Source organism: Streptomyces griseicoloratus, from assembly GCF_014534645.1.
Lineage (GTDB): Bacteria > Actinomycetota > Actinomycetes > Streptomycetales > Streptomycetaceae > Streptomyces > Streptomyces griseicoloratus.
Window position 1 is genome coordinate 95652 of record NZ_JACVQF010000182.1, and the last position, 21759, is coordinate 117410.

The 21759-nt window shown below is 73.3% G+C and carries 19 protein-coding genes and 2 pseudogenes; 7 read left to right on the forward strand and 14 right to left on the reverse strand.

Annotation, left to right across the window (positions count from 1 at the left end; all coding sequences use genetic code 11):
• Both H0H10_RS11000 and H0H10_RS11005 read left to right on the forward strand, forming a co-directional pair.
• A complete protein-coding gene (locus tag H0H10_RS11000; protein WP_188180697.1) occupies positions 1-930 on the forward strand; it encodes a GNAT family N-acetyltransferase in 930 nt (309 codons plus the stop codon).
• Positions 911-1411, forward strand: a complete 501-nt coding sequence (locus H0H10_RS11005) for a ribonuclease FAU-1 family protein (protein ID WP_188180698.1) — start codon at positions 911-913, stop codon at positions 1409-1411. Before H0H10_RS11000 ends, H0H10_RS11005 begins: the two co-directional genes overlap by 20 nt.
• On the opposite strand, the gene H0H10_RS11010 is transcribed toward H0H10_RS11005, so the two are convergent.
• Positions 1392-2039 carry a class I SAM-dependent methyltransferase gene (locus tag H0H10_RS11010; RefSeq protein ID WP_188180699.1) on the reverse strand — a complete coding sequence of 216 codons (648 nt, stop codon included), beginning with the start codon at positions 2037-2039 and terminating at the stop codon, positions 1392-1394. The genes H0H10_RS11005 and H0H10_RS11010 overlap by 20 nt on opposite strands.
• Before the next feature lie 138 nt (positions 2040-2177).
• Between H0H10_RS11010 and H0H10_RS40515 the strand changes: the two genes are divergently transcribed.
• The gene (locus H0H10_RS40515; RefSeq protein WP_262506248.1) at positions 2178-2312 is read left to right on the forward strand and encodes a hypothetical protein; all 135 of its coding nucleotides are present in this window, start codon (positions 2178-2180) and stop codon (positions 2310-2312) included.
• Positions 2313-2324: 12 nt separating this feature from the next.
• On the opposite strand, the gene H0H10_RS11015 is transcribed toward H0H10_RS40515, so the two are convergent.
• Positions 2325-2786 (reverse strand): GNAT family N-acetyltransferase, encoded by a 462-nt coding sequence (locus tag H0H10_RS11015; RefSeq protein ID WP_188180700.1) that lies wholly within the window; start codon positions 2784-2786, stop codon positions 2325-2327.
• A 170-nt stretch (positions 2787-2956) separates the two neighbouring features.
• Between H0H10_RS11015 and H0H10_RS11020 the strand changes: the two genes are divergently transcribed.
• The gene (locus H0H10_RS11020) at positions 2957-4009 is read left to right on the forward strand and encodes a lytic polysaccharide monooxygenase auxiliary activity family 9 protein (RefSeq protein ID WP_188180701.1); all 1053 of its coding nucleotides are present in this window, start codon (positions 2957-2959) and stop codon (positions 4007-4009) included.
• 50 nt (positions 4010-4059) lie between these two features.
• Here the strand turns inward: H0H10_RS11020 and H0H10_RS11025 are convergent, their stop codons facing one another.
• Entirely contained in the window at positions 4060-4503 is a 444-nt protein-coding gene (locus H0H10_RS11025) for a MarR family winged helix-turn-helix transcriptional regulator (RefSeq protein ID WP_188180702.1), read from the reverse strand.
• A gap of 89 nt (positions 4504-4592) precedes the next feature.
• Between H0H10_RS11025 and H0H10_RS11030 the strand changes: the two genes are divergently transcribed.
• Positions 4593-4967, forward strand: coding sequence for a cupin domain-containing protein (locus H0H10_RS11030; RefSeq protein ID WP_188180703.1), 375 nt, complete (start codon positions 4593-4595; stop codon positions 4965-4967).
• A 12-nt stretch (positions 4968-4979) separates the two neighbouring features.
• Here H0H10_RS11030 and H0H10_RS11035 read toward each other — a convergent pair whose 3' ends face one another.
• Entirely contained in the window at positions 4980-5948 is a 969-nt protein-coding gene (locus H0H10_RS11035; RefSeq protein WP_188180704.1) for a DNA polymerase Y family protein, read from the reverse strand.
• On the reverse strand, positions 5945-9499 hold the full coding sequence (locus tag H0H10_RS11040) for a DNA polymerase III subunit alpha (protein ID WP_188180705.1): 3555 nt from the start codon (positions 9497-9499) through the stop codon (positions 5945-5947). Before H0H10_RS11040 ends, H0H10_RS11035 begins: the two co-directional genes overlap by 4 nt.
• A 154-nt stretch (positions 9500-9653) precedes the next feature.
• Here H0H10_RS11040 and H0H10_RS11045 point away from each other — a divergent pair, with 154 nt between their 5' ends.
• Positions 9654-10712, forward strand: coding sequence for an ABC-2 transporter permease (locus H0H10_RS11045; RefSeq protein ID WP_188180706.1), 1059 nt, complete (start codon positions 9654-9656; stop codon positions 10710-10712).
• 92 nt (positions 10713-10804) lie between these two features.
• Here the strand turns inward: H0H10_RS11045 and H0H10_RS11050 are convergent, their stop codons facing one another.
• From H0H10_RS11050 to H0H10_RS11085, 8 genes and pseudogenes are all read right to left on the reverse strand, one after another.
• The gene (locus H0H10_RS11050) at positions 10805-11887 is read right to left on the reverse strand and encodes a S1 family peptidase (protein WP_188180707.1); all 1083 of its coding nucleotides are present in this window, start codon (positions 11885-11887) and stop codon (positions 10805-10807) included.
• Positions 11888-12165: 278 nt separating this feature from the next.
• A pseudogene (locus H0H10_RS41210) lies at positions 12166-12380 on the reverse strand (SPFH domain-containing protein); the annotation flags it as partial.
• A gap of 286 nt (positions 12381-12666) precedes the next feature.
• Positions 12667-13575 (reverse strand): S1 family peptidase, encoded by a 909-nt coding sequence (locus tag H0H10_RS11060; RefSeq protein ID WP_188180708.1) that lies wholly within the window; start codon positions 13573-13575, stop codon positions 12667-12669.
• Positions 13576-13789: 214 nt separating this feature from the next.
• A complete protein-coding gene (locus tag H0H10_RS11065; RefSeq protein WP_188180709.1) occupies positions 13790-14575 on the reverse strand; it encodes a DUF1684 domain-containing protein in 786 nt (261 codons plus the stop codon).
• 79 nt (positions 14576-14654) lie between these two features.
• Positions 14655-15581, reverse strand: coding sequence for an LLM class flavin-dependent oxidoreductase (locus tag H0H10_RS11070; RefSeq protein ID WP_188180710.1), 927 nt, complete (start codon positions 15579-15581; stop codon positions 14655-14657).
• A 40-nt stretch (positions 15582-15621) separates the two neighbouring features.
• A complete protein-coding gene (locus H0H10_RS11075; protein ID WP_306420941.1) occupies positions 15622-16383 on the reverse strand; it encodes an amino acid ABC transporter ATP-binding protein in 762 nt (253 codons plus the stop codon).
• Positions 16383-18166, reverse strand: a pseudogene (locus H0H10_RS11080) (FAD/NAD(P)-binding protein). The gene H0H10_RS11075 and the pseudogene H0H10_RS11080 overlap by 1 nt, the downstream one beginning before the upstream one ends.
• Positions 18163-19020 (reverse strand): amino acid ABC transporter permease, encoded by an 858-nt coding sequence (locus H0H10_RS11085; protein WP_188180711.1) that lies wholly within the window; start codon positions 19018-19020, stop codon positions 18163-18165. The pseudogene H0H10_RS11080 and the gene H0H10_RS11085 overlap by 4 nt, the downstream one beginning before the upstream one ends.
• A gap of 392 nt (positions 19021-19412) precedes the next feature.
• Between H0H10_RS11085 and H0H10_RS11090 the strand changes: the two genes are divergently transcribed.
• Positions 19413-20366, forward strand: coding sequence for an ABC transporter substrate-binding protein (locus H0H10_RS11090; protein ID WP_188180712.1), 954 nt, complete (start codon positions 19413-19415; stop codon positions 20364-20366).
• Between the two features lie 23 nt (positions 20367-20389).
• Here H0H10_RS11090 and H0H10_RS11095 read toward each other — a convergent pair whose 3' ends face one another.
• Complete coding sequence (locus H0H10_RS11095; protein WP_188180713.1) at positions 20390-21568, reverse strand: DUF5685 family protein; 1179 nt, start codon at positions 21566-21568, stop codon at positions 20390-20392.
• Positions 21569-21759 lie beyond the last annotated feature (191 nt).

Consider the following 21759-nt stretch of genomic DNA (forward strand, 5'->3'; position numbering starts at 1 on the left):
ATGACCGTCCTTGTACGCGACCTGCGTCCCGACGTCCCCGCCGACGTCGAGGCATTCGCCCGTGTCCGTCATCTCGCCCTGCCGTTCATCCTGTGGACCCCGGCCGGCGTCCTCCACCATCTGCTCCACACCCACCCGGACGCCCGGAGCCGGTCCCTCGTCGCCGAGGAGGACGGGGAGACGATCGGCACGGCCCAGGTCGGGCTGGTCCACGACAGCCCGGAGCCGGGCCAGGCGTACCTCAACGTCTACGTGCACCCGGAGCGGCTGCGGCGCGGCGCCGGCGGACTCCTGGTGCGGACGGCCGAGGAGTACCTGGCGGCCGAGGGGGCGACGAGGCTGTTCGCCTGGGTGCTGGACGAGCCCGGCAACCGGGCCTTCGCCGAACGGCACGGCTACGAGCGGCGGCGCTCCGCGTACTTCCTCCGGCTGGACCTGGCGAACGGCACGCTCCCGCCCCCGCCGTCCCCGCCCGCCGGCGTGGAGCTGCGCACCGCGGCCGACTACGCGGACGATCCGCGCCCGTTGTTCGCGCTGGACGCCGAGACGATGGCGGACGAACCCGGCGACGTCGACGTGGAGTTCACGGACTACGAGGCGTGGCTCGCCGAGACCTGGCGGCATCCGCTGCTCGACCACGGCCTGACCACGGTCGCGGTCGTCGACGGCCGCCCCGTCGCCTTCAGTTCCGCGTTCACCGACGGCCGCGGACGCTACTCCACCGCCATGACCGGCACCGCCCGCGCGTACCGCGGCCGGGGCCTTGCCCGGCTCGTCAAGACGGCCTCCCTGCACCGGGCCCGCGCCGCCGGGTACACGGAGGCGTTCACGGGCAACGACACCGACAACGCACCGATGCTCGCCGTCAACAAGCGGCTCGGGTACGAGATCTGCGGAACGGAGGTGCGCTATGTCCGCGAACTCGGCTGAGGGGCGGGAGCGGGTGGAGGTCGTCCTGGTCAAGGCGGGCCGCACGAAGATCCGGTACGACAGCGTGCTCCTGCACGACGACGGCACCCGGATCGCCGTCCGCGCCCCCTGGGCCGGTGACGTCGTCCGCGACTTCGGCTTCGTGCGCTTCGAGGCCGGTGACGTCTTCACCGAGTACTACTGGCGCGACCGCTGGTACTCCGTCAAGGAGGTCCGCGCCGGCTCGGGCGCGCTCAAGGGCTGGTACTGCGACATCACCCGCCCGGCCGTGCGCACCGGCACGGAACTGGTCGTGGAGGACCTCGACCTGGACCTGTGGCGCTCCGCGGACGGCACGGACGTACGGCGGCTGGACGAGGACGAGTTCGCCGAGAGCGGCCTGGCGGAGCGGGACCCGCGGGCCGCCGCGGCCGCCGTGGCCGCGCTGGACGAGCTGGAGGGGCTGGCCCGCGGGGACGGCTTCACGGCGCTGCTGGCGTAGGAGTGCCGGGCCGGGCCGTCTCCGCGACCACCGCGTACCGCTCGTCGTCGACCTCTCTCCCCCACAGCGACGGGTCGTCCGACAGCCGCTCCACGCGCACCCGTCCGGCCAGCGGTGCGAGGAGGGCGGTGAGCCGGCCGGCGGGTATGCCGACCGGGGCGACGGTCCCCCACACGCCCTCGACCAGGACGAACCGCCCGCCCGGGCGCAGCACCTCCCGCCACTGCCGCAGGGCCCGGCCGGGGTCGGGCAGCGTCCACAGCACGTGCCGGACGAGGACGGCGTCGAAGCATCGCTCCCCCACCGGAGGTGCCGACGCGTCACCGGTCAGGAACACGGCGTCACGCCCGGCGAGTTTGGCCCTGGCCCGCTCGACCATGGCCGGGGACCGGTCGACGCCGGTGACGCGGTGTCCCTGTTCGGCGGCGAGCAGCGACAGGCTGCCGGTGCCGCAGCCGAGGTCGAGGACGTCGCCCGGCCGCGCGGGCAGCCAGGAGCGCAGCCGGGCGGCCCAGGCACGGCGGACGTCCGCGTCGCGCAGGCCGTGGTCCGGTTCGTCGTCGAAGACGGCGGCCTGCGCGTCCCAGTCGACACCGGGCGGAGTCGTCCCGTCACCGTCGTTCGTCATGCCCCCAGGGTGACAGCCGCCACTGACAGTCGAATCGTGACCGCCGCCACTGACAGGGCTGTGCCGATGAGGAACTCTCGCGAAAAGGGTCTACCTCCGTGAGAACACGGAACCCGGTGGATCCGTGAGGAGGCAGCCATGCGCCGTGTGACCGTGCAGAAGCCCCTGAAGAAGACGGACGCCCGCCAGGTCCGGGAGGAGGCCGACGAGCGCCCCTCGGGGCGGCCGGAGGTCCGCAAGGACATCGCACGCACCTGGTGGCCGGACGGCTGAGACGGCCGGCGCTCAGGAGACGCGCCGGAGCAGCACCTTGCGGTAGTGGATGCGGTCGTAGGGCCCGTCCACGCGCCGCTCGACGACCTCGTACCCGTACTTCGGATAGATCTGCTGGTTCTCCCACATCATGGCGTTGGTGTAGAGCCTGACCTCGGGCAGACCCAGCGCACGCGCGTGGGCGTCGACGAAGCCGAGCAGCCGCCGCCCCACGCCCGTGCCGTGCGCGTCGGGGTGGACGGCGATGCTGTCGAGGAACAGGTGGTCCGCGAACGCCTCGACCACGACGAGGCCCACCACGGGGTCGCCCGTGACGAACACCCTTCCCCCGGCCACGTCCGCCGCGTGGTCCGCCTCCATGGGCGCCGGCACCACACCTATGCGCTCGATGTAGTGGTGGTACGCCGCGTCGGTGACGGCCCTCACCGCGGGTACGTCGGCGGCGGTGGCCGGCCTGATCTCCTCGTTCCTCATACCGGGAACGGTAGCTACCTGAGCGCAGCCTGAGCACTCCCTTAACGCGACCATAAGGATCTCCTCCACCCGCCTCCAGCAGGCGATTCCGCGGTTTCTTGGGGCTAGCTTGCTGATCACCCCACGGGTTCCGGCCCACCTTCCCAGTGACCGTTTCGAGGAGTTTCCCCATGCCCGCATCCCGCAGGGTCGCCGCCGTCGCCGTCGTCGGTGCCGTCCCCCTCGCCCTCAGCGCGCTGACGGCCGCGCCCGCGTCCGCCCACGGCTCCATGGGCGACCCGGTCAGCCGTGTCTCGCAGTGTTACGCCGAGGGCCCCGAGAGCCCGAAGTCGGCCGCGTGCAGGGCGGCGGTCGCGGCCGGCGGCACGCAGGCGCTGTACGACTGGAACGGCATCCGCATCGGCAACGCCGCCGGCAAGCATCAGGAGCTGATCCCGGACGGCAAGCTGTGCAGCGCCAACGACCCGCAGTTCAAGGGGATGGACCTGGCCCGCGCCGACTGGCCGGCGACGAGCGTGAGCAGCGGCTCGTACACCTTCAAGTACCGCGTGACCGCCCCGCACAAGGGCACGTTCAAGGTGTACATCACCAAGCCCGGCTACGACCCGGCGAAGCCTCTGGGCTGGGGCGACCTGGACCTGTCCGCCCCGGTGGCGACGGTCACCGACCCGGTCGCGTCGGGCGGGTTCTACACCTTCTCCGGCACCCTGCCCGAGCGGTCCGGCAAGCACCTGCTGTACGCGGTCTGGCAGCGCTCGGACAGCCCGGAGGCGTTCTACTCCTGCTCGGACGTCTCCTTCGGCGGCGGCAGCGGCGGTTCCGGCGGCGGCGAGGAGCCGGCGGGCGGCGCCGCCCCGGCGCCCACGGCCTCGGCCCCGTCCGAGGAGCAGATCGCGGCGGCGGCCGACAAGTCGACGATCGAGCACCACGGGCACGGCGACCAGGACGCCGCCACGACGACGGACCCGACCGACCCGGCGGATGCCACCGCCCCTGCGGACGGGGCAGGCCGGGGCGAGGCGACGGAGGCCGCCGCCGCGGCCGGTGAGCCGAACCAGGTCAAGGCCGCCGGCGCCGGCACCGGGAACCTCGCCGAGACCGGCGGCGACAGCAGCACGACGTACCTCGCGGTCGGGGGCGCCACCGCCCTGGCGCTCGGCGCGGCGGTGCTGTTCGCGTCGGTCCGCCGACGGGCGGTGAGCGGCGGCCGGCACGGTCGCTGAACCACCCGCTCCGGGGTCTGTCCGGCGGCTCGGGCCGGACAGACCCCGGCTCACCAGGCGGGCCTGACAGGGCCGTTGGGCGCGATCCGCAGCAAGCGGTCGCCCAGCATGCGCACTTCGCCCTCGCCGATCAGGTCGGCCCAGGCCCGCACGGCCTCCGCCGCGGCCTCCTCCGCCGCCCGCGTGCAGGCCCACCCCCGCTCGGTCAGCACGACGAGCCGCGCACGCGCGTCGTCCGGATGGGGCCGCCGCTCGACGTATCCCTTGCGGGCCAGCTCGTCGACGAGCTGGCTCGCCGCCTGTTTGGTCACCCCCAGGTGCACGGCGAGGTCGGTGACCGTCGCGCCGTCCGGGGCGAGCCGGGTGAAGGCGAACCCGTAGGCGGGCCGTCCCTCGAAACCGCGGGCTTCGACGCCCTCGTTGATGCGCTGGGTCAGCTCGCCCGCGGCGGCGAGCAGGGCGGCGGTCAGGGTCAGGGCCTCGGAGTTCTGCACGCCTGCATTGAAACACCCTTGACGGACTGGTCAAGCTGCTTGACCATGAGCTCATATAGTCAAACAACTTGACCAATAAGGAGTCCGTCATGCCCGTCGTCCGCTCGTCCGAGGCCGTCACCCACGAGATCCACGGCGCCCGCTTCGTCTCGTACGCCACACCCCGCACCGGCAGCAAGGAGCTCTGCGCCTGGCGGGGCGAGATCCCGGCGGGGACCAGGGCGCCCGCGCACACCGTGAACCGGGAGGAGATCTTCCACCTGCTCACCGGCGAACTGCTGATCACCCTGGACGGCCGCACCGAGCGCGTCACCGCGGGCGACACCGTGATCATCAACTCCGGATCGACCCTCGCCGTCGAGAACCCCACCGACCGGACCGCGACCTCCTGGGTCACCACCTCCGTCGGCCTGGAGGCCGAGTTCGCCGACGGCGCCCGGTTCGCGCCCCCGTGGGCCAACTGACCCGCGGGGGCGTCACGCCGCCAGCGACCCCGGCATCACCGCCCTCGGTCCGAACTTCGCCCGCGCGCGGTCGGCGACCTCCTCGATCCGGCGGACCTTCTCGTCCACCGGATCGAAGGTGAGCTGGTGGGAGGCCTGCTCGGCGGGGGCTAGGCCCTCGGCGCGCAGGGTCAGCGAGCGGACCCGGGCGCGCTGCAGGCCGAGCGCCTCGTACATGGCGTACGCGGTCCTCGTCAGCGACGCGGAGTGCGCCGTCGGCTCCTCCAGGGTGCGGCTGCGGGTGGTGGCGGAGCGGTCGGCGTAGCGCACGGTGAGGGTGAGGGTGCGGCAGACCTTGTCCACGGCGCGCAGCCGGGCGCCCAGTTCCCCGGCGGCCGAGAGCAGGGCGCGGCGGTGCCGGTCGGGGTCCAGTTCGTCGCGGGTGAAGGGGCGTTCGGTCGCGAGCGAGCGGGAGACGCCGTTCGGGACGACCCGGCCGCGGTCGATGCCCTGCGCCTTCTCGTGCAGGTCGCGGCCGGTCTTCGCGCCGACCAGCCGCTGGAGCGTGGACAGCGGTGCGGCGGCGACCCGGCCGAGGGTGTCCAGTCCGTACTCGCACAGGGTGCGGGCGGTCGCGGGACCCACGCCGGGGAGCGCGGCGACGGGCTTGCCGGCGAGGAACTCCCCGGGCGCGTCCTCGGGCACCGCGCAGGTCACCCCGGGCCGGGCGTCCCGCAGCGCCATGCGGGCCAGCATCGGGCCGGGTCCGGCGCCGATCACGCAGTCGACGCCGTGCAGGGCGAGGGCCCGGACGCGGATCACCGACGCCAGTTCCACGGCACTGCGCCCGAAGTACCGCTCGGCGCCCCGCAGATCGGCCAGCGCGCCGTCCGGCGGCAGCGCCTCGACGACCGGGGTGAACTCCTCCAGCAACCCGAGCAGCTGGGGCAGGGCCGCCTCGTACATCGGCGGCAGCTGGAAACGTACGCAGAGGATGGTCATCCCGCACTCCCCGGACTCTGGTGCCACAACTTCCGTCCCACCGCGGACCCTTCGCCCGCGGGACGCAGATCGGCCCAGGGGTGCATCTCGTACCCCGTGGGCATGCGGATCTTCCGCCGCTCCCCCGGCTCCCGGTCCGTGGCGCCGTCCGGCGCGGGCCGCCCGTCCGTACCGGCGGACCGTCCGCGCGACGCCGGGCCGCCGCCGTCGCCGTCACCGGCCGTGGTCGCAGCCGCCGCAGCGGCGCCGGGGGCGCCGGCCAGCCGGGCCGCGACTCCCTCCAGCCCCTCCTCCCGGCGCACCTCCAGCAGGTCGGCGAGGTTCCAGGCGGCGGAGCCCACCACGCTGAGGCTGCGCGGGCCGCGGCGCTGCACCACACCGCGCACCAGCAGCAGCCAGGAGTGGAAGACGGTGTGGGCGCAGGCGTCGTGGGAGTCGTCGAAGAAGGCGAGGTCGACCAGGCCGGTGCCGTCGTCCAGCGTGGAGAAGATGACGCGCCTGCCGGACCGGATGGGCGGGGTCTGGGTGGCCGCCTTGGCGCCGGCGACCAGCACCGTCTCCCCGTGCCGCGCGTCGCGCAGCCGCCTGGCCGGCATCACGCCCAGCTCGTTCAGGAAGGTGCGGTGGTCGTCCATCAGGTTGCGCGAGGCGTCCATGGACAGCACGCCCAGTTCGGCGCTGAGCTTCTCCGCCGAGGTGAGGTCGGGCAGCCCGGCGGACGCCGTCTTCCGTCCGCCGGCGAGGGGGAGCTGGTCCCCGCGTCCGCCCCGGGCGCCGCGGTGCAGTTCGGTCAGATGGAGTTGCAGGTCGCGGCGGTTGGCGCCGAACGCGTCCAGCGCGCCGACCTGGGCGAGCCGTCCGGCCAGCGGACGGCTGGGCCTGGCCCGTTCCCAGAAGTCGAGCAGGGAGGCGTACGGCTGCCCCTCGGCGATCCGTGCGGCCTCGGCCTCGCTGATGCCGTGCACGTCGGAGAGGGCCAGGCGGAGGCCCCACACGGAAGCCCTCCGCTTTTCAGACACCAGTTCGATCCTGTGTGCGACCCCCGACTTGTTCACGTCCAGCGGCAGGATCGGCACCCCGCGCCGCCGCGCGTCCGCCAGCAGCAGCCGCTTCGGGTACATGCCGGGGTCGTGCGTGAGCAACCCGGCGTAGAAGGCGGCCGGGTGATGGGCCTTCAGCCAGGCCGACTGGTAGGTGGGGACGGCGAAGGCGACGGCGTGGGCCTTGCAGAAGCCGTAGGAGCCGAACGCCTCGACGATCTCCCAGGTGCGCTGAATCGTTTCTGCGTCGTATCCCCTCGCCGCCGCGTGCTGCGCGAACCAGACCCTGATCCGGCCCTGCGACTCCGGGTCGGACAGCCCGCGCCGCACCCGGTCGGCCTCACCGCGTCCGCAGCCGGTCATGATGTCCACGATGTCGATGATCTGCTCGTGGAAGACCACGACCCCGTACGTGCCCTTCAGCGGCTCCTCCAGGTCCGGGTGCGGGTAGCTCACCGGCGCCCGCCCGTGCCGCGCCTCGATGAAGGGCCGCACCATGTCGGCGGCGACCGGACCGGGCCGGAAGAGCGAGATGTCGACGACGAGATCGTGGAACGTGGCCGGCTGGAGCCGCCCGACCAGGTCCCGCTGTCCCGGCGACTCGATCTGGAAGCAGCCCAGCGTCTCGGTGGAGCGGATGAGCCGGTACGTCGCCGGATCGCCGTCCGGCACCGCGTCCACGTCGACCCGTTCCCCCGTCGCCCGCTCCACCTCGGCGACCGCGTGCGCCATCGCCGACTGCATCCGCACGCCCAGCACGTCCAGCTTGAGCAGCCCGAGGTCCTCGACGTCGTCCTTGTCGAACTGGGCCATGGGCAGGCCCTCGCCGCTGGTCGGCATGACCGGCGTACGGGAGAGCAGGGAGGCGTCGGACAGGAGGACACCGCAGGGGTGCATGGCGACGCCGCGCGGGAGGGCGTCCAGGGCCTCGACCAGTTCCCAGAGCTTCCCGTACTTCTCCTTCTCCCCCGCCAGCCCCCTCAGCTCGGGCAGCTCCTCCAGCGCCGCGCGGGCGTCGCGGGCGCGGATGTGCGGGAAGGACTTGGCGACGCGGTCGATCTCGGCCGGGTCCATGGACAGCGCGGCGCCGACGTCGCGGATGGCGTGGCGCACCCGGTACGTCTCCGGCATCGCGACCGTGGCGACCCGTTCGGTGCCGAACCGGTCGATGATCGCGCGGTAGACCTCCAGGCGGCGCGCGGACTCCACGTCGATGTCGATGTCGGGCAGCACGACCCGTTCCTTGGACAGGAAGCGCTCCATCAGCAGCCCGTGCTCGACCGGGTCGGCGTGCGCGATGCCGAGGAGGTGGTTGACCAGCGAGCCCGCGCCGGAGCCGCGCGCCGCGACCCGGATGCCCATGTCCCGTACGTCGTCCACCACCTGGGCGACGGTGAGGAAGTAGGAGGCGAAGCCGTGGTGGGCGATGATGTCCAGCTCGTGGTGCATCCGCTCCCAGTACTGCCGGCGGTCGCGCCGCCGGTCGTAGCCGCGCAGCACCATCCCCGCCGCCGCCCGGGAGGCGAGCGCGCGCTGGGCGGTGCGGCGGCCGGCGCCGACGAGGTGCGGCTCGGGGAAGTGGACGGCGCCCATGCCGAGGTCGTCCTCGGGGTCGACCAGGCATGCGGCGGCCGTCTCCCGGGTCTGCTCCAGCAGACGGTGGGCGGCCTCGCGCCTCAGGCCCGCGGCCTCCACCACCCGCTCGGCGGCGTGCCGCATGGCACCGGCGTCCTTGAGCCAGGCCTCGCCGGAGTCCAGCTCCTTGGTCGCGTCGATCGGCACCAGGCGGCGGGCCGCGTCCAGCACGTCGGCGACCGGGCCCAGACCGGGGTCGGCGTACCGGACGGCGTTGCTCAGCACGGGGCGGACGCCCTGCTCGGCGGCGAAGCCGACGGTACGGGCGGCCAGGCGCAGGGAGCCGGGGCCGGTGCCCTTGCGGCCGTGCCAGACGGCCTCCAGGCGCAGGGCGTCGCCGTACACCTCCCGCCAGGGGGCGAGGAGCTTCGCCGCGCGGTCGGGGCGGCCGGCGGCGAGGGCGCGGCCGACGTCGGAGGCGGGGCCGAGCAGGACGGTCAGGCCGCCGGCGTGGTTGTCGGCCCAGGAGAGCAGGGGGGTGTCCGGCGCGGTGTGGGCGGCGGACACGAGCCGGCACAGGTCGGCCCAGCCGCGGGCACCGTCCCGGGCGAGGAAGGTCACCCGGGGGGCCGACTCGTCGACGAAGGCGCCTCCGCGCACGGGGGCGCGGCGCCGGTCCCGGCGTACGGAGGTCTCCGTGCGGTCGGTCTCGGGCGCGGGTGCCGCCACCGCCAGCTCCGCGCCGAACAGCGGACGGATGCCCGCCCGCGCGCAGGCCTTGGCGAAGCGGACCGCACCCGCGAGGGTGTCGCGGTCGGTGAGGGCGAGGGCGTCCATGCCCCGTTCGGCGGCACGCTCGGCCAGCCGCTCCGGGTGGGAGGCCCCGTACCGCAGGGAGAACCCGGAGACGGTGTGCAGATGCGTGAAACCCGGCACACGCACCTCCCGCACTGGTGAGCTCCGACGCCCTATCGAACGTCTGTTCCCAACTACCTCACCCCCACCATAGACCAATTTTCGAATGCGTGTGCGACATCCGTTCGGCCCCGCCCCACCTGCGCAAACGCCCGGAGACCCGGACTGTGGGGACATGTCACAGACCACCGGTGCCGACGCCCGGCACGGCTCCTTCCCCGGCGAGGTGAAGGACGCCGTCACCCCTCGGGCCACGCTGCTCGTGCTCGGTGTGATCGCCCTCCAGTTGCTGTTCATCGCCTCCTACGTGGGGGCGCTGCACGACCCGGAACCGAAGGACGTGCCCTTCGGCGTCGTCGCACCCCCGGCTGCGGCCGGGCAGGCGGTGGCCCGGCTGGAGCGGCTGCCCGGTTCGCCCCTGGACCCGCGCCCGGTGGCCGGCGAGGAGCGTGCCCGGAAGCAGATCATGGACCGGAAGATCGACGGCGCCCTGATCACGGACCCGGCCGGCAACAGGGACACGCTGCTCGTCGCCTCCGGCGGCGGCACCGTCCTCGCCACCACCCTGGAGCGCATCGTCACCGAGCTGGAGAAGGCCGAGGAGCGCACGGTGCGGACCGTCGACGTGGCCCCGGCCTCCCCGCAGGACTTCGACGGGCTGTCGTCCTTCTACCTGGTCGTGGGGTGGTGCGTCGGCGGCTATCTGTGCGCCTCGATCCTGGCGATCAGCACCGGCGCCCGGCCCGCGAACCCGCGCCGCGCGGCGATCCGGCTGATCGTGATGGCGCTGGTCTCGGCCGTCGGCGGCCTGGGCGGCGCGGTGATCACCGGCCCCGTTCTGGGCGCCCTGCCCGGCAGCGTGGCGGCCCTGTGGGGGCTCGGCGCCCTGGTCACCTTCGCCGTCGGCGCCGCCACGCTCGCGCTCCAGGGCGTCTTCGGGATCGTCGGCATCGGGCTGGCGATCCTGCTGGTGGTGATCGCGGGCAACCCGAGCGCGGGCGGTGCCTTCCCGCTGCCGATGCTGCCGCCGTTCTGGAAGGCGATCGGGCCGGCGCTGCCGCCGGGCGCGGGCACCTGGGCGGCACGCTCGATCGCGTACTTCGAGGGCAACGCCGCCACAGGCGCCCTGCTGGTGCTGTCGGCGTGGGCGCTCGCCGGGGTCGTGATCACGATGCTGGCGGCGGCACTGCGCCGCAAGCGGCGCGAGGCGGAGCTGCCCACCCAGGTCACCTGACCCCTTCGCACACACGCGGAAGTCCCGCCCCTCGCGCGCGGGGCGGGACTTCACTGAAGGCATCTGCTCAGGACTTCACCGAAGGCGTGTCCTCAGCCGATCTGCGTGCCGGTCGCCGACAGGGCCTCCGTCACCGGCTGGAAGAAGGTCTCCCCGCCCGAGGTGCAGTCGCCGCTGCCGCCGGAGGTGAGGCCGACCGCCTTGTCGCCCGAGAAGAGCGAACCGCCGCTGTCGCCGGGCTCGGCGCAGACGTCGGTCTGGATCAGGCCGTTGACGATGTCGCCGTTGCCGTAGTTCACCGTGGCGTCGAGGCCGGTGACCGTGCCGGAGTGCACCTGGGTCGTGGAGCCGCTGCGGGTGACCTCCATGCCGACGGTGGCCTCCGCGGCGCCCGAGATGGCCTGCGCGGAGCCGTCGTAGAGGTTCACCTCGCTCGGGTGGTCCACGTCGGCGGTGTACTTGACCAGGCCGTAGTCGTCGCCCGGGAAACTGGACGCCTCGTTCTCGCCGATCACGTTGCCCGAGGAGTCCGACCAGGTCGTGATCCCCTCGGTGCAGTGCCCGGCGGTCAGGAAGTACGGCTCGCCGCCCTTGGTCACGTTGAAGCCGAGCGAGCAGCGCCCGCCGTTTCCGGTGATGGCGTCGCCGCCCGCGACGAAGGGCTTGTACTCCCCCTCGGTGCGCTTGAGTTCGGCCTTGGCGCCGAGCCCGTCGACCACCTTCGTCAGCTTGGCCCACTCGGCCTTCGAGACCGTGCGGTCGGCGGTGACGACGACCTTGTTGGTGGTCGGGTCGGTCACCCAGGACGTGCCCGGGATGGTCGCGTCCTGCTTGAGGGTGGTGCGGGCGCTCTTCAGCTCGGCGAGCGAGTTCTCGACGATTCTCGCCTCGGCGCCGGCCTCTTCGACGGTCCGCGCGGCGGCCCGGTCGAGCACGTTGACCACGAGGCTCTTGGCCTTGGCGTCGTAGTACGTGCCCGCCGCGTCGGCGCCGAGGTCGCCGAGCAGCGTGGAAGCGAGCTTTCCGGCCGCCGCGACCGACAGGGTCTCGGGCTCGGAGGCCTTCGGGGGCTCGCTGGCGTTCGCACTCTGGAAGGTGACTCCCGCGACGACCAGTGCGGCGATTCCCGCACCTGCCGCGGCTGCCCGCCGCTTGGGTATGCGTCGGTGCTTCAACTCACGTCCTCCTGTGGGGGGTCGGCCCGGAGGTTGTGGGGACCTCACGAGCCGGAAGGCTGGTTGACGAGCGTTCACTCTTCCGAACCCCACAGGGTGCACACAAGGTCGACTTCAAGACGTGCGCACGACAACTCCAGGGCACCCACACGGTCTTCACCGTCCCCGCCCGCCCAGGCCGGTTCGCACTGCAAACACTACGAGCGAGTAACCCGTCACCGGACGGTGAGGTCTACTCCTGTCTTGAATTCGCCTCTTGGGCCCCGGAATCCGGCTCCGGCGACCGCCACCACCGTCTGCAGCAGCCGCAGTTGCAGCGCGGCCGGCCGCTCGGACATCTCCTTGGCCGCCTCGGCCGGCTTCTTCGACGCCTGCAGCTCGGCGTCGGCGTTGATGACCCGGGCCCGCCGTCCCGGTCGGCCTCGGCCTGCCGGGCCATCGACCGCTTCATGGTCTCGGGCAGCGACACGTCCTTGATCTCCACCCGGTCGATCGGAGCCTGCCGAGCCGGACCACCACGCCCCGCTCGTACTGTTTGACGACCCGCGCCGCCGCCATCACGTACACCGCTCCGACGGACGCGAGCGTCGCTCCCGCCACCACCAGCTCCTCGGCCATCACGGCCCCCAGGGTCCGAAGTGGGCGCATCGGGTGCTCTTTGTGCGCTCTTCAGACGGTAACTCCGGCATGCGGGCAAGGGAGAGCCCCCGCACGGCAGTTGCGTGCGGGGGCTCGTCGTGCCGCTGGCTGCGTCCGCTGGGTCTTGCTCGGAGGACGGCCTAGTAGACGCTGACGCCGTAGGCGCTCAGGGCCTCCGTGACGGGCTGGAAGAAGGTCGTGCCGCCGGAGGAGCAGTTGCCGCTGCCGCCGGAGGTCAGACCGTACGCGGTGCCGTTGCTGCCGTAGAGCGGGCCGCCGGAGTCGCCGGGCTCGGCGCAGACCGTGGTCTGGATCAGCCCGGAGACGATGTCGCCGCCGCCGTAGTTGACCGTGGCGTTGAGAGCGGTGACCCGGCCGCTGTGGGTGCCGGTCGTCGAGCCGTCGCGTATGACGGTGGTGCCCACGCTCGGGGTGGCCGCGCGGGTGATGTCCACGCCGTTCGCGGTGCCGGGCTTGCTCACGGACGTGTTGGTGTACCGCACGATGCCGTAGTCGTTGCCCGGGAAGCTGGAGCCGGCGGTGGAGCCGAGGACGGTGGTACGCCCGGAGTTGGAGTACCAGGTGCCCGCGCCGTCGGTGCAGTGACCGGCGGTCAGGAAGTATTCGGTGCCGTTGCTCGCACGGACGTTGAAGCCGAGGGAGCAGCGCCAGCTGCTCGCGTAGATGGCGTCGCCGCCCTGGATCAGCTTGCTGAACGTGCCGGGGGTGCGCTTGATCGTGAGCGCGCCGGCGTTGTCGCCGGCCTGCTTCTTGATCTTCGCTATCTCGGCCTGGGAGACCGTGCTGTCGACGGTGACGAGCACCCGGCCGGTCTTGCTGTCGACGGCCCAGGCGGTGCCCGGGACATCGGCCTCCAGCACCGAGCCGCTGGCGCTCCTGAGCTCGGCGGCGCTGAAGGTGCTGGGGGTGTCGGACGCGTTCGCGCTGGGGACCGCGATCGCGGCGGCGGCCATGAGTCCGGTGGTCACGGCGATCAGCCGGGTCCGTCTCGTGATACCGCTGCGGGGGGTGGTGCGCTTGATCCTCACTTGTCGTTCCTCCACAGGGGAAGTCGGGGGCCCAGTCGTGGGGTTGCCGGGCCCGTGAGGCGCAGCCAGAGACCACGGACCTCCGGATTCCGGAATCCGCCGTGCCCCTGACAAGCGCTGTGGGGGAGTATTCGGCCGAACGGCCGGTCGGCGCAAGAGTGCCTTTCGGCCGTCGGGCACATGAACGATCCGTGCGGGCTCCTTCCGGCCCGGCTCAGAGCAGTTGGCGCTCCCCCGCCTCGATCGCGGTGTCCAGTGTGTTCCCCGGCGGGGGGAACGGGCAGAGGAAGTGGTCGGCGAACGCGCACGGCGGCAACAGCGCACGGTTGAAGTCGACCGTCGTACGCCCCTCGGCGTCCGGCGCGGCCGGGCGCAGGAACCGGAAGCGGTAACTGGTGCTGCCGCTGGTGGAGTCGGCGAAGACGGCCCACAGCGAACCGTTCTCCTCGACGGTCACCTGGAGCGTCAGCTCACGCCCGGCCAGGGTGAACGCCAGCTCCCCGCCGAGGCCGAGACCGCGCTCGCGGCCGTCGGCGTTCGGCACGCGCACATTGCGCTGCCCGGTGTCGTACGGCGTGAAGCGTCCCGGCACCGACCAGCGCGGGTCGTACGGCGTGGCCGTGATGCCGCGGAACGCCCGCCGGGCCGGGGCCGCCGGGTCGTAGTCGCGCACGCCCCAGACGCCCTCGCGGACCAGGACGACCAGGCGCCGCTCGCCGTACGCCACCCGCGCTCCGCTCACCGGCCCCTGATCGGCCGTGAGCCGCGCCTGACCGGCGAAGGGCCGTCCGTCCACGGTCAGTCCGTCCGCCGCGGCGCCCGTCAGGACCACGGCGTCACCGTCGGCCGCCCAGCGCCCCGGGACGCCCGGGAGCCGGCCGTCCGGATGGTCCTCCAGCCAGTGCGTGCCCGTCAGCGCGAGCGGCCCGTAGGGCGCCGCCACCGTCGCGACACGCCGTTCGTGCCGGCGCTTCCAGTCTTCGGATGCGTCTGCCGTCATGGGATCGGCCTTTCCGGATCGGTTCGGCGGCACCGGGGCGGGCCCGAAGGTGCCGGAGGGGTCTCCCGGGCCGCGTTCATCACGCTCGCCCCGTCACGGGGTGCCGGTCGGCGGGGCGGCGCAGGCCCAGGTGGTCCCGGAGCGTGCTGCCCGGGTAGAAGGTGCGGAACAGGCCCCGGTGCTGGAGCAGGGACACGGTCCCGTTGACGAGCCGCTCCAGGTCGCGTCGCGGCTCGGCCGGCACCAGGTGGAAGCCGTCGACGGCGCCCTCCCGGTGCCAGGCGGCGATCAGGTCCGCGAGGCCGACCGGGCCGCCGCGGTACAGCGGGCCGCGCCGAGTGGCCCGGGGGCCGCCCCCGCCGTGGCCCGGGTCGGCCGCGTACTCGCCGTCCCCGAGGTCGATGCCGAGGCTCACCAGCACCCGAAGCCCGTCCGGGTCGCGGCCGTACTCCGCCGCGGACGCCCGCAGTCCGGCCCGCACCGCGGCGGCCTCGGCGGGACTCGCGGTCCGCACCAGCACGACGTCGGCGTACCGGGCGCCGGCCGGCCGGGCGGGCGGTTCGGTGGCGTCGAGCACGCGTACCGGACGGCCCTGCGCAGGGCCTGGCACGATCGAGGCGCCCTCCCGGCCGCCCCACAGCCGCGCCGCCGCGTCGGCGGCCGCGCCCTCGGTGGTGGACGCCCCGATCCGCCAGCCGGCCCGGCCGCGGCTGACCCGGTCGAGATCCGCCACGGCCGCCTGGACGTCGAAGGGCTCGCCCAAGGGCCCGGTGCAGGCGGTGGGGACGGTGGGCACCAGACCGACGCGGTGCGTGGCGGGCGCCACCCGGGACAGTACGGCGAGCGCCTCGGTGCCGGGACGGGCGGCGTCGTCGCCGAGGGTCACGAAGTCGAGTGCGCCGCGTTCGGCGAGCCGCGCCGGCTCCAGGCAGGGGACGCCCCCGTGGTCCGGGGAGTGGTCGAGGGCGGCGGCCAGGTGCAGCCGCCGTCCGTTCGGTGAGGTCATTGCGGAGAAGCCCTTTCCGACAGCTTCGGAGGTCCTCGGGTCACAGGACCTTGGAGAGGAACGCCCGGGTGCGCTCGTGCTGCGGGCGGTCCAGTACGTCACCGGGCGGCCCCTGCTCGACGATCCGCCCGTCGTCCATGAACACCACCGTGTCGGCGACCTCGCGGGCGAAGCCGATCTCGTGCGTGACGACGATCATGGTGGTGCCCTGCCGGGCCAGGTCCCTGATGACGTCCAGGACCTCGCCGACCAGTTCGGGGTCGAGCGCGGAGGTCGGCTCGTCGAAGAGCAGCACCCTCGGCTCCAGCGCGAGTGCCCGCGCGATGGCGACCCGTTGCCGCTGCCCGCCGGACAACTGCCCGGGGTAGGCGCCTGCCTTGTCGGCGAGGCCCACCCTCTCCAGCAGCCGGCGCGCCGCCTCGGCGGCCGCGCGGCGGGGACGTCCGAGCACGGAGACCGGTGCCTCGGTGATGTTCTCCAGCACGGTCAGGTGCGGGAAGAGATGGAAGTTCTGGAAGACGAAGCCGATCCGCGTGCGCTGCCTGAGCACCTCGCGCTCGGGCAGTTCGCGCAGCCGGTCGCCGGACCGCCGGTAGCCGATCAGCTCGCCGTCCACGCTGATCGTGCCCCGGTCGACCTTCTCCAGGTGGTTGACGGTGCGCAGCAGCGTCGACTTGCCGGAGCCGGAGGGGCCGAGGATCACGGTGACCTCGCCGGTGCGCACGGCGAGGTCGATGCCCTTGAGCACCTGGAGCGGACCGAAGGACTTGTGCACGGACCTGATGTCGACCATGACGCTCATCACGAGGACTCCTTGAGAAGTTGACGCCGGGCCGCCGCGGGGGCCTTCGGCGGCCCCAGGAACGCCAGCGCGGCCCGGGCGGTGGCGTCGTTCTGCCGGAACGCCGGTCCGCCGGTGCGGGGCCGGGTGAACGCGCCGGATCCGCGCGCGTCGGTGTGCGGCCCGAGCGCGAACCGCCGCGGGTGCGGCCGGCCGGCCCGGTCCAGCACCCGTCCGTCGGCCCGGTCCACGGCCAGCAGCCCGTCCGGGGTCGCGGCGGCCCCGTCGGCGTGCAGCGAGCGCAGCAGCGGGTCGCGGGCCCGCTCTACGGTGGGATGCGGCAGCCGCGCCTCGACCAGCGCCCGGGCCTCGACGACGGCACCGGGCACGGTGGCACCGGCGGCCCGGAAGACCCCGTCGGCGGCGCCGACCGTCATGCCGGCGCCCAGGAAGCGCAGGACGCCCGCCCGGGACAGCGCGAGCATCTGCCGCAGCCGGGGGCCGGGCGGGCCGGACGCCAGGTGGCTGAAGAAGCCGTGCCACCAGGGGCCGATGTCGCCGAGCCGGACGAGCTGCCCGTAGACGGAGAGCAGGGCGAGGAAGACCGCCAGGTCGGGGCTGTGCTCCGGGTCGTGACGGCGTCTGAGGTCGTCCTCGATGTACCGGCGCAGCCCGGCCTGCAGCTCCTCGGGGGAGCCGTACCTCACCCCGTCCAGCGGGCGGTCGAGCGCGGCGAGGTCGAGCCGGTCGGCGGGGTCGGGCACGGCGGAGGCGACGAGGGCGGCGCGCTCGGCCGGGCCGGCGGCCGCGTACTGCTCCTCGAAGGCGGCCCAGGCGCCGGACACCCGCTCGGGGTGGGCGGTGAACAGCCGGTGGTAGTGGGCGAAGCCCAGCTCCTTCTCCACCAGCGGCCACACGTCCCGGCGGAAGTCGAAGCCGTCCGGCCGGGCGAGCAGCGCGTCGGTCTCGGCGGGCCCGAGGAACCTCGGCAGCGGTGGCCGGACGCCGGTGAGGCCGTAGCCGATCTTGGAGTGGTACGGCACCCCGCGCCGCGAGCCGACGTACAGCACCGGCTCCCGCCCGGACGGGACGTATGCGTCCCCTTCGTACCGTCCGCCCCTGCCCTCGGTCAGCAGCACCATCAGGTCGACGAAGGCCAGCCCGAATCCGCGCACGAGGACCGGTTCCCCGGGGCGCAGCGCGGACAGGTCGCTGTCGGCCGTGAAGTCCGGCGGGAGGTGGACCAGGCCGTGGGCGCGGGCATACGCCGACAGCTCCCGTTGCTCCTCGTCGGGTTCGGCGTCGAGGTGGCCGAGGGTGAGGACGACCAGGTCGGCGAGGAGGGGAAGGGTCCGGCCCTCCAGCCACACCCGCTGGCGGCCTCGCGCGGGCCGTCGACCCGCACCGCACGCCTCGGGTGGTGGTGGACGGTGGTGCCGGGGGGCAGGCCGGCCACGGCACGCTCGTACACCCAGCGCAGGTACGCGCCCTGGACCCGGCGGCCGGCGAAGGTGCGGCCGTCCAGGCCCGCCCATTCGTGCAGGGTGGGGCCCGGCCGTACGGGTCCGGCCATCTCCACCGTCTCGTCGGTGAACATGGTGACGTCCTCGGCGTGCGAGTTCATCCACAGCAGCGGGGACTGCCGCTCGCGCCAGATGCGCCCGGCGCCCGGCGGGTGCGGGTCGACGAGGTGGATGTCGAGGCCGGAACCGGCGTACAGCTCCGGCGCGTTGGCGGCGATGCGCTCCAGCAGTCCCGTGCCCCGCGGTCCGGCGCCGACGATGACCAGGGAGTGCCGGGTCATCGGGTGCGCTCCGTGCCGCGCGCGTAGTGCTTCTCGACGTAGTACTGGCCGACGCCGAGCAGCGAGGTGACGACGGTGTACCAGACGGTGGCCACCATCAGCAGCGGGATGACCTGGTAGGTGCGGTGGTAGACGAGCTGCACCGAGTACAGCAGGTCCTGGACGGCGATGACGCTGACGATGGAGGTGCCCTTGAGGGTGCCGATCAGCATGTTGCCGGCGGGCGGCACGATGGAGCGCATGGCCTGCGGCAGGACGATCCGCCACCAGCGGCGCCGGCGGCTCAGGCCGAGCGCCTGCGCGGCCTCGATCTGCCCGCGGTCGACGGACAGGATGCCGCCGCGCACCACCTCGGCGGCGTAGGCGGCCTCGTGCAGGGTCAGACCGATGATCGCGACGGTGACCGGGCCGAGCAGGTCGACGGTCTTCACGCCGAAGATCTGCGGGTACAGGGCGCCGATGTTGAACCACAGCAGGAGCTGCACCAGGATCGGGATGGAGCGGAACAGCCACACGTAGCCCCAGCTCACCGCGCGCAGCACGGGGTTGGCGGAGAGGCGGAACGCGGCGAGCAGCGTGCCCAGGGCGAAGCCCAGGACCATGACGACGGCGGTCAGCCAGAGGGTGAGCCACAGTCCGCGCAGGACGGCGGTGGAGGTGAAGTAGTCGGCGACGACTCCCCACTGGAAGGCGTCGTTGCGCAGGACGGAGTTGGCTGCCAGGGCGAGCAGGAGGAGGACCGCGGCCGCGGCGGTCCACTGGCCGAAGCGGCGTTGCGGGACGATCCGCGGCGTGCCGGCCTTGTCCGGGGTCTCCGGGACGGCGGCATGCTGGGCGAGGGTGTCGGAGGACATGCGAAGGCTCCGTGACATCGGGTCAGTCGGACACGGTGGGTGGTGCCTTCACACGGCCGAGCCCCTCAGCAGGGCCGTGCGCCGAGAGTACGGGGCCGTTTCGGTCCGTTGTCAAGGCTGTCCACACTGTGAGCTGCTTGTCTCAAGTCGTTGACGCGGAACCGGATGCCTGTTCCACTTGGCCCATGCATCCGCAGCAGTGGCTGGTCACGCGCTCCCACATCGACTTCGGTCGCGTGTGGTCCTCTTCCTGTTGAGCCGACCCTCCCTGCCTGCCCTGACCTCCTGACTCCGTCGGGGCCTCTTCGGGTTTCGCCTCTCCCGTCCCGCCTTCACACGCACCGCTCCCCTCGCGCTGCCCTCATGCCTTCGCTCCCAGGAGACCGCTCACCATGCGTACGCCCACGCGCGCCCGAAAAAGACTCTTCGCCCCCTTTGCCCTGATCACCTCGGCGGCCCTGCTGCTCACCGCGTGCGGCTCCGGCGATCCCGCCGCGGACGTCGCGGGCGCGGCGGCCGGCTCCGACGCGCTCCCCACCACCGACGTCGTCTCCGGCGTCGGACGGAACGCGGCCGCCGCGAAGCTGCTGCCGCCCGGCACCGAGGAACTCACCCTCGCCGTCAGCGTCGGCGGCTCTCCGCCGGGTACCACCTACCTGCCCGACGGCAGGACGCTGACCGGCCAGGACGTCGACTTCGCCGACGCCGTCGCCAAGGCGCTCGACATCCGGCTGACCACGGAGAAGGCCTCCTTCGAGGCGATCCTGCCCGCCCTGGGCAGCGGCAAGTACGACGTCGGCGCCGGCAACTTCGGCGTGACCGAGGAACGCCGCAGGACCATCGACTTCGTCACCTACATCAACGACGGCCAGGGCTTCGCGGCCCGCGAGGACAGCGAGCTGTCGAAGGTCACCGACCTCACGCAGCTGTGCGGGCTGAACGTGGCGACCGGCGCCGGAACCACCTTCGAGGCCACGCTGGAGGAGAACGCGCACCTGTGCGCGGACGCCGGGAAGAAGCCGTACGAGGTGCAGACCTACAGCGAGCCCGGCGCACTCTGGTCCTCCCTCCAGCAGGGCCGCAGCGACGTCGTGATGTCCACCATCAACGGGCTGCGCTACGCGGTCGCCCACCAGCAGGGCCTGAAGTTCCTCAACGAGTTCCGCCGCCTGGACGTCGGCTTCGCCCTCAAGAAGGGCTCGAAGCTGGCGCCCGCCCTCCAGGCCGCGGTGAACGGGCTCATCGCCGATGGGACGTACGACAGGATCCTGCGGAAGTGGGGGACCACGGACTCCGCGATCGCGAAGTCCGAGATCTCACCTCCGGAGCTGAAGGACGGCAACTGAGGTCCTGCCGGACCGGCGCGGTCTCAGCTGCAGCCGCAGTCGCAGCCGTCGCACCCGCACCCGTCCTCTCCGCAGCAGTTGCTGCAGCAGTCGCAGCAACTGCAGCAGCCGTCGCACCCGCTGCAGTCGCAGTTGGCGCACTGGCCCTCCTTGCGCTCCCCGGTCCAGGGGTCGGAGTACGTGCCGCAGCACAGCTGGCACGTGCAGGCCAGCCCGAGCCACACGGCGCAGCCCGCGAGCAGTCCGCGCCGGTTGCGGCGCGGCGGCTCGGGCGGCATCGGCGCACCGGGTCCGCCCGGAGCGCCGGGCGGCGCGTACGGTCCGGCGCCGTGCGCGCAGGAGGGGGTGCCGAAGGCGCGGTCGACGGAAGTGCGCAGCTCGTGCACGAGCAGCCGGTGAGCCAGCCTGCCGTCGGTGAACTCCACCTCGCGCAGCGCGAGCCGCACCCCGTGCACGGCGTCGTCCGCCAGCCGCCGGGCCTCCGTGAGGGAGGTACCGGTGGCGGTGAGCGGGTTCCAGGCGCCTGACGCTGCGTCAGTCTCCAGGTCCTCCACGGCGTCCAGGAGGTGGGCGAGCCGGCCGAAGAGGCGTCCCGCCTCGGCGAGCGGTGCGGCGTTGTGCGGCCGGCCGGCGAGGTGCGCGGTGTGCGCGAAGGCGGCGGCGGTGGCCGTCTCGGTGGGCTCGGTGACGACGAGCACCGGCGTCCCCGGCCCGGCGAGCGCCTCGATGCCGGACTGCCGGTCCACGGCGTCCACCAGGACGGCGGTGTCGAACCCGACGGCCGTCCCGGCCCGGGCCCCGGCCGCGTCCCAGCCGGCGGCGACCCGGCGGGCCGCACGCGCCACCGGCCTGCGGGCCAGCAGCCCGTCCCCGTCGACGACGTGGTCGCGGACCTTCGCCGAGGCCAGCACCAGGGACACGGCCGCCGCGAGCCGCGCACCCTCGCCGTGGGCGACGGACGCGGTGCGCATCCCGCGCAGCGGGCAGGGGCCCGCCGTGCGCCGACCGGCACCGGCGCCGTCGGGTCCGGACTGAGCCTCCGTCAACACCGATATGAGCAGCCCGTCATAGTTCGTCACGAGCCGAGCGAACTGGCCGTGGTCCCCGCGCAACGCGAGGCACAGCCCGCACAGATGCGCCATCCACTGGCTCGTGAGACGCTCTCCGAGCCGGTGCCGGCAAGGCCTGACGATTCCGAACACGACACTCCCCCGTGGTTCGTACGACGCTTGAGCTGCGGCATCGTACCGGCCGACGCGTTCACCCGTACGCCTCGTCCCTCACCCGTCCGCCGGGAAGAATCATATTTCACTCACAGTCAGCAGCCGTTTGAGTAAGGACCCTTGGGACACACGGACTCTCGACGGATCCGCTGTGCACCAGTACCGTCACA

Excerpts from the sequence above, each read along its gene's own strand:
- H0H10_RS11000 (WP_188180697.1), top strand. The coding sequence starts at position 1 with ATGACCGTCCTTGTACGCGACCTGCGTCCCGACGTCCCCGCCGACGTC.
- H0H10_RS11005 (WP_188180698.1), top strand. The coding sequence starts at position 911 with ATGTCCGCGAACTCGGCTGAGGGGCGGGAGCGGGTGGAGGTCGTCCTG.
- H0H10_RS11010 (WP_188180699.1), bottom strand. The coding sequence starts at position 2,039 with ATGACGAACGACGGTGACGGGACGACTCCGCCCGGTGTCGACTGGGAC.
- H0H10_RS40515 (WP_262506248.1), top strand. The coding sequence starts at position 2,178 with ATGCGCCGTGTGACCGTGCAGAAGCCCCTGAAGAAGACGGACGCCCGC.
- H0H10_RS11015 (WP_188180700.1), bottom strand. The coding sequence starts at position 2,786 with ATGAGGAACGAGGAGATCAGGCCGGCCACCGCCGCCGACGTACCCGCG.
- H0H10_RS11020 (WP_188180701.1), top strand. The coding sequence starts at position 2,957 with ATGCCCGCATCCCGCAGGGTCGCCGCCGTCGCCGTCGTCGGTGCCGTC.
- H0H10_RS11030 (WP_188180703.1), top strand. The coding sequence starts at position 4,593 with ATGCCCGTCGTCCGCTCGTCCGAGGCCGTCACCCACGAGATCCACGGC.
- H0H10_RS11035 (WP_188180704.1), bottom strand. The coding sequence starts at position 5,948 with ATGACCATCCTCTGCGTACGTTTCCAGCTGCCGCCGATGTACGAGGCG.
- H0H10_RS11045 (WP_188180706.1), top strand. The coding sequence starts at position 9,654 with ATGTCACAGACCACCGGTGCCGACGCCCGGCACGGCTCCTTCCCCGGC.
- H0H10_RS11065 (WP_188180709.1), bottom strand. The coding sequence starts at position 14,575 with ATGACGGCAGACGCATCCGAAGACTGGAAGCGCCGGCACGAACGGCGT.
- H0H10_RS11070 (WP_188180710.1), bottom strand. The coding sequence starts at position 15,581 with ATGACCTCACCGAACGGACGGCGGCTGCACCTGGCCGCCGCCCTCGAC.
- H0H10_RS11075 (WP_306420941.1), bottom strand. The coding sequence starts at position 16,383 with ATGAGCGTCATGGTCGACATCAGGTCCGTGCACAAGTCCTTCGGTCCG.
- H0H10_RS11085 (WP_188180711.1), bottom strand. The coding sequence starts at position 19,020 with ATGTCCTCCGACACCCTCGCCCAGCATGCCGCCGTCCCGGAGACCCCG.
- H0H10_RS11090 (WP_188180712.1), top strand. The coding sequence starts at position 19,413 with ATGCGTACGCCCACGCGCGCCCGAAAAAGACTCTTCGCCCCCTTTGCC.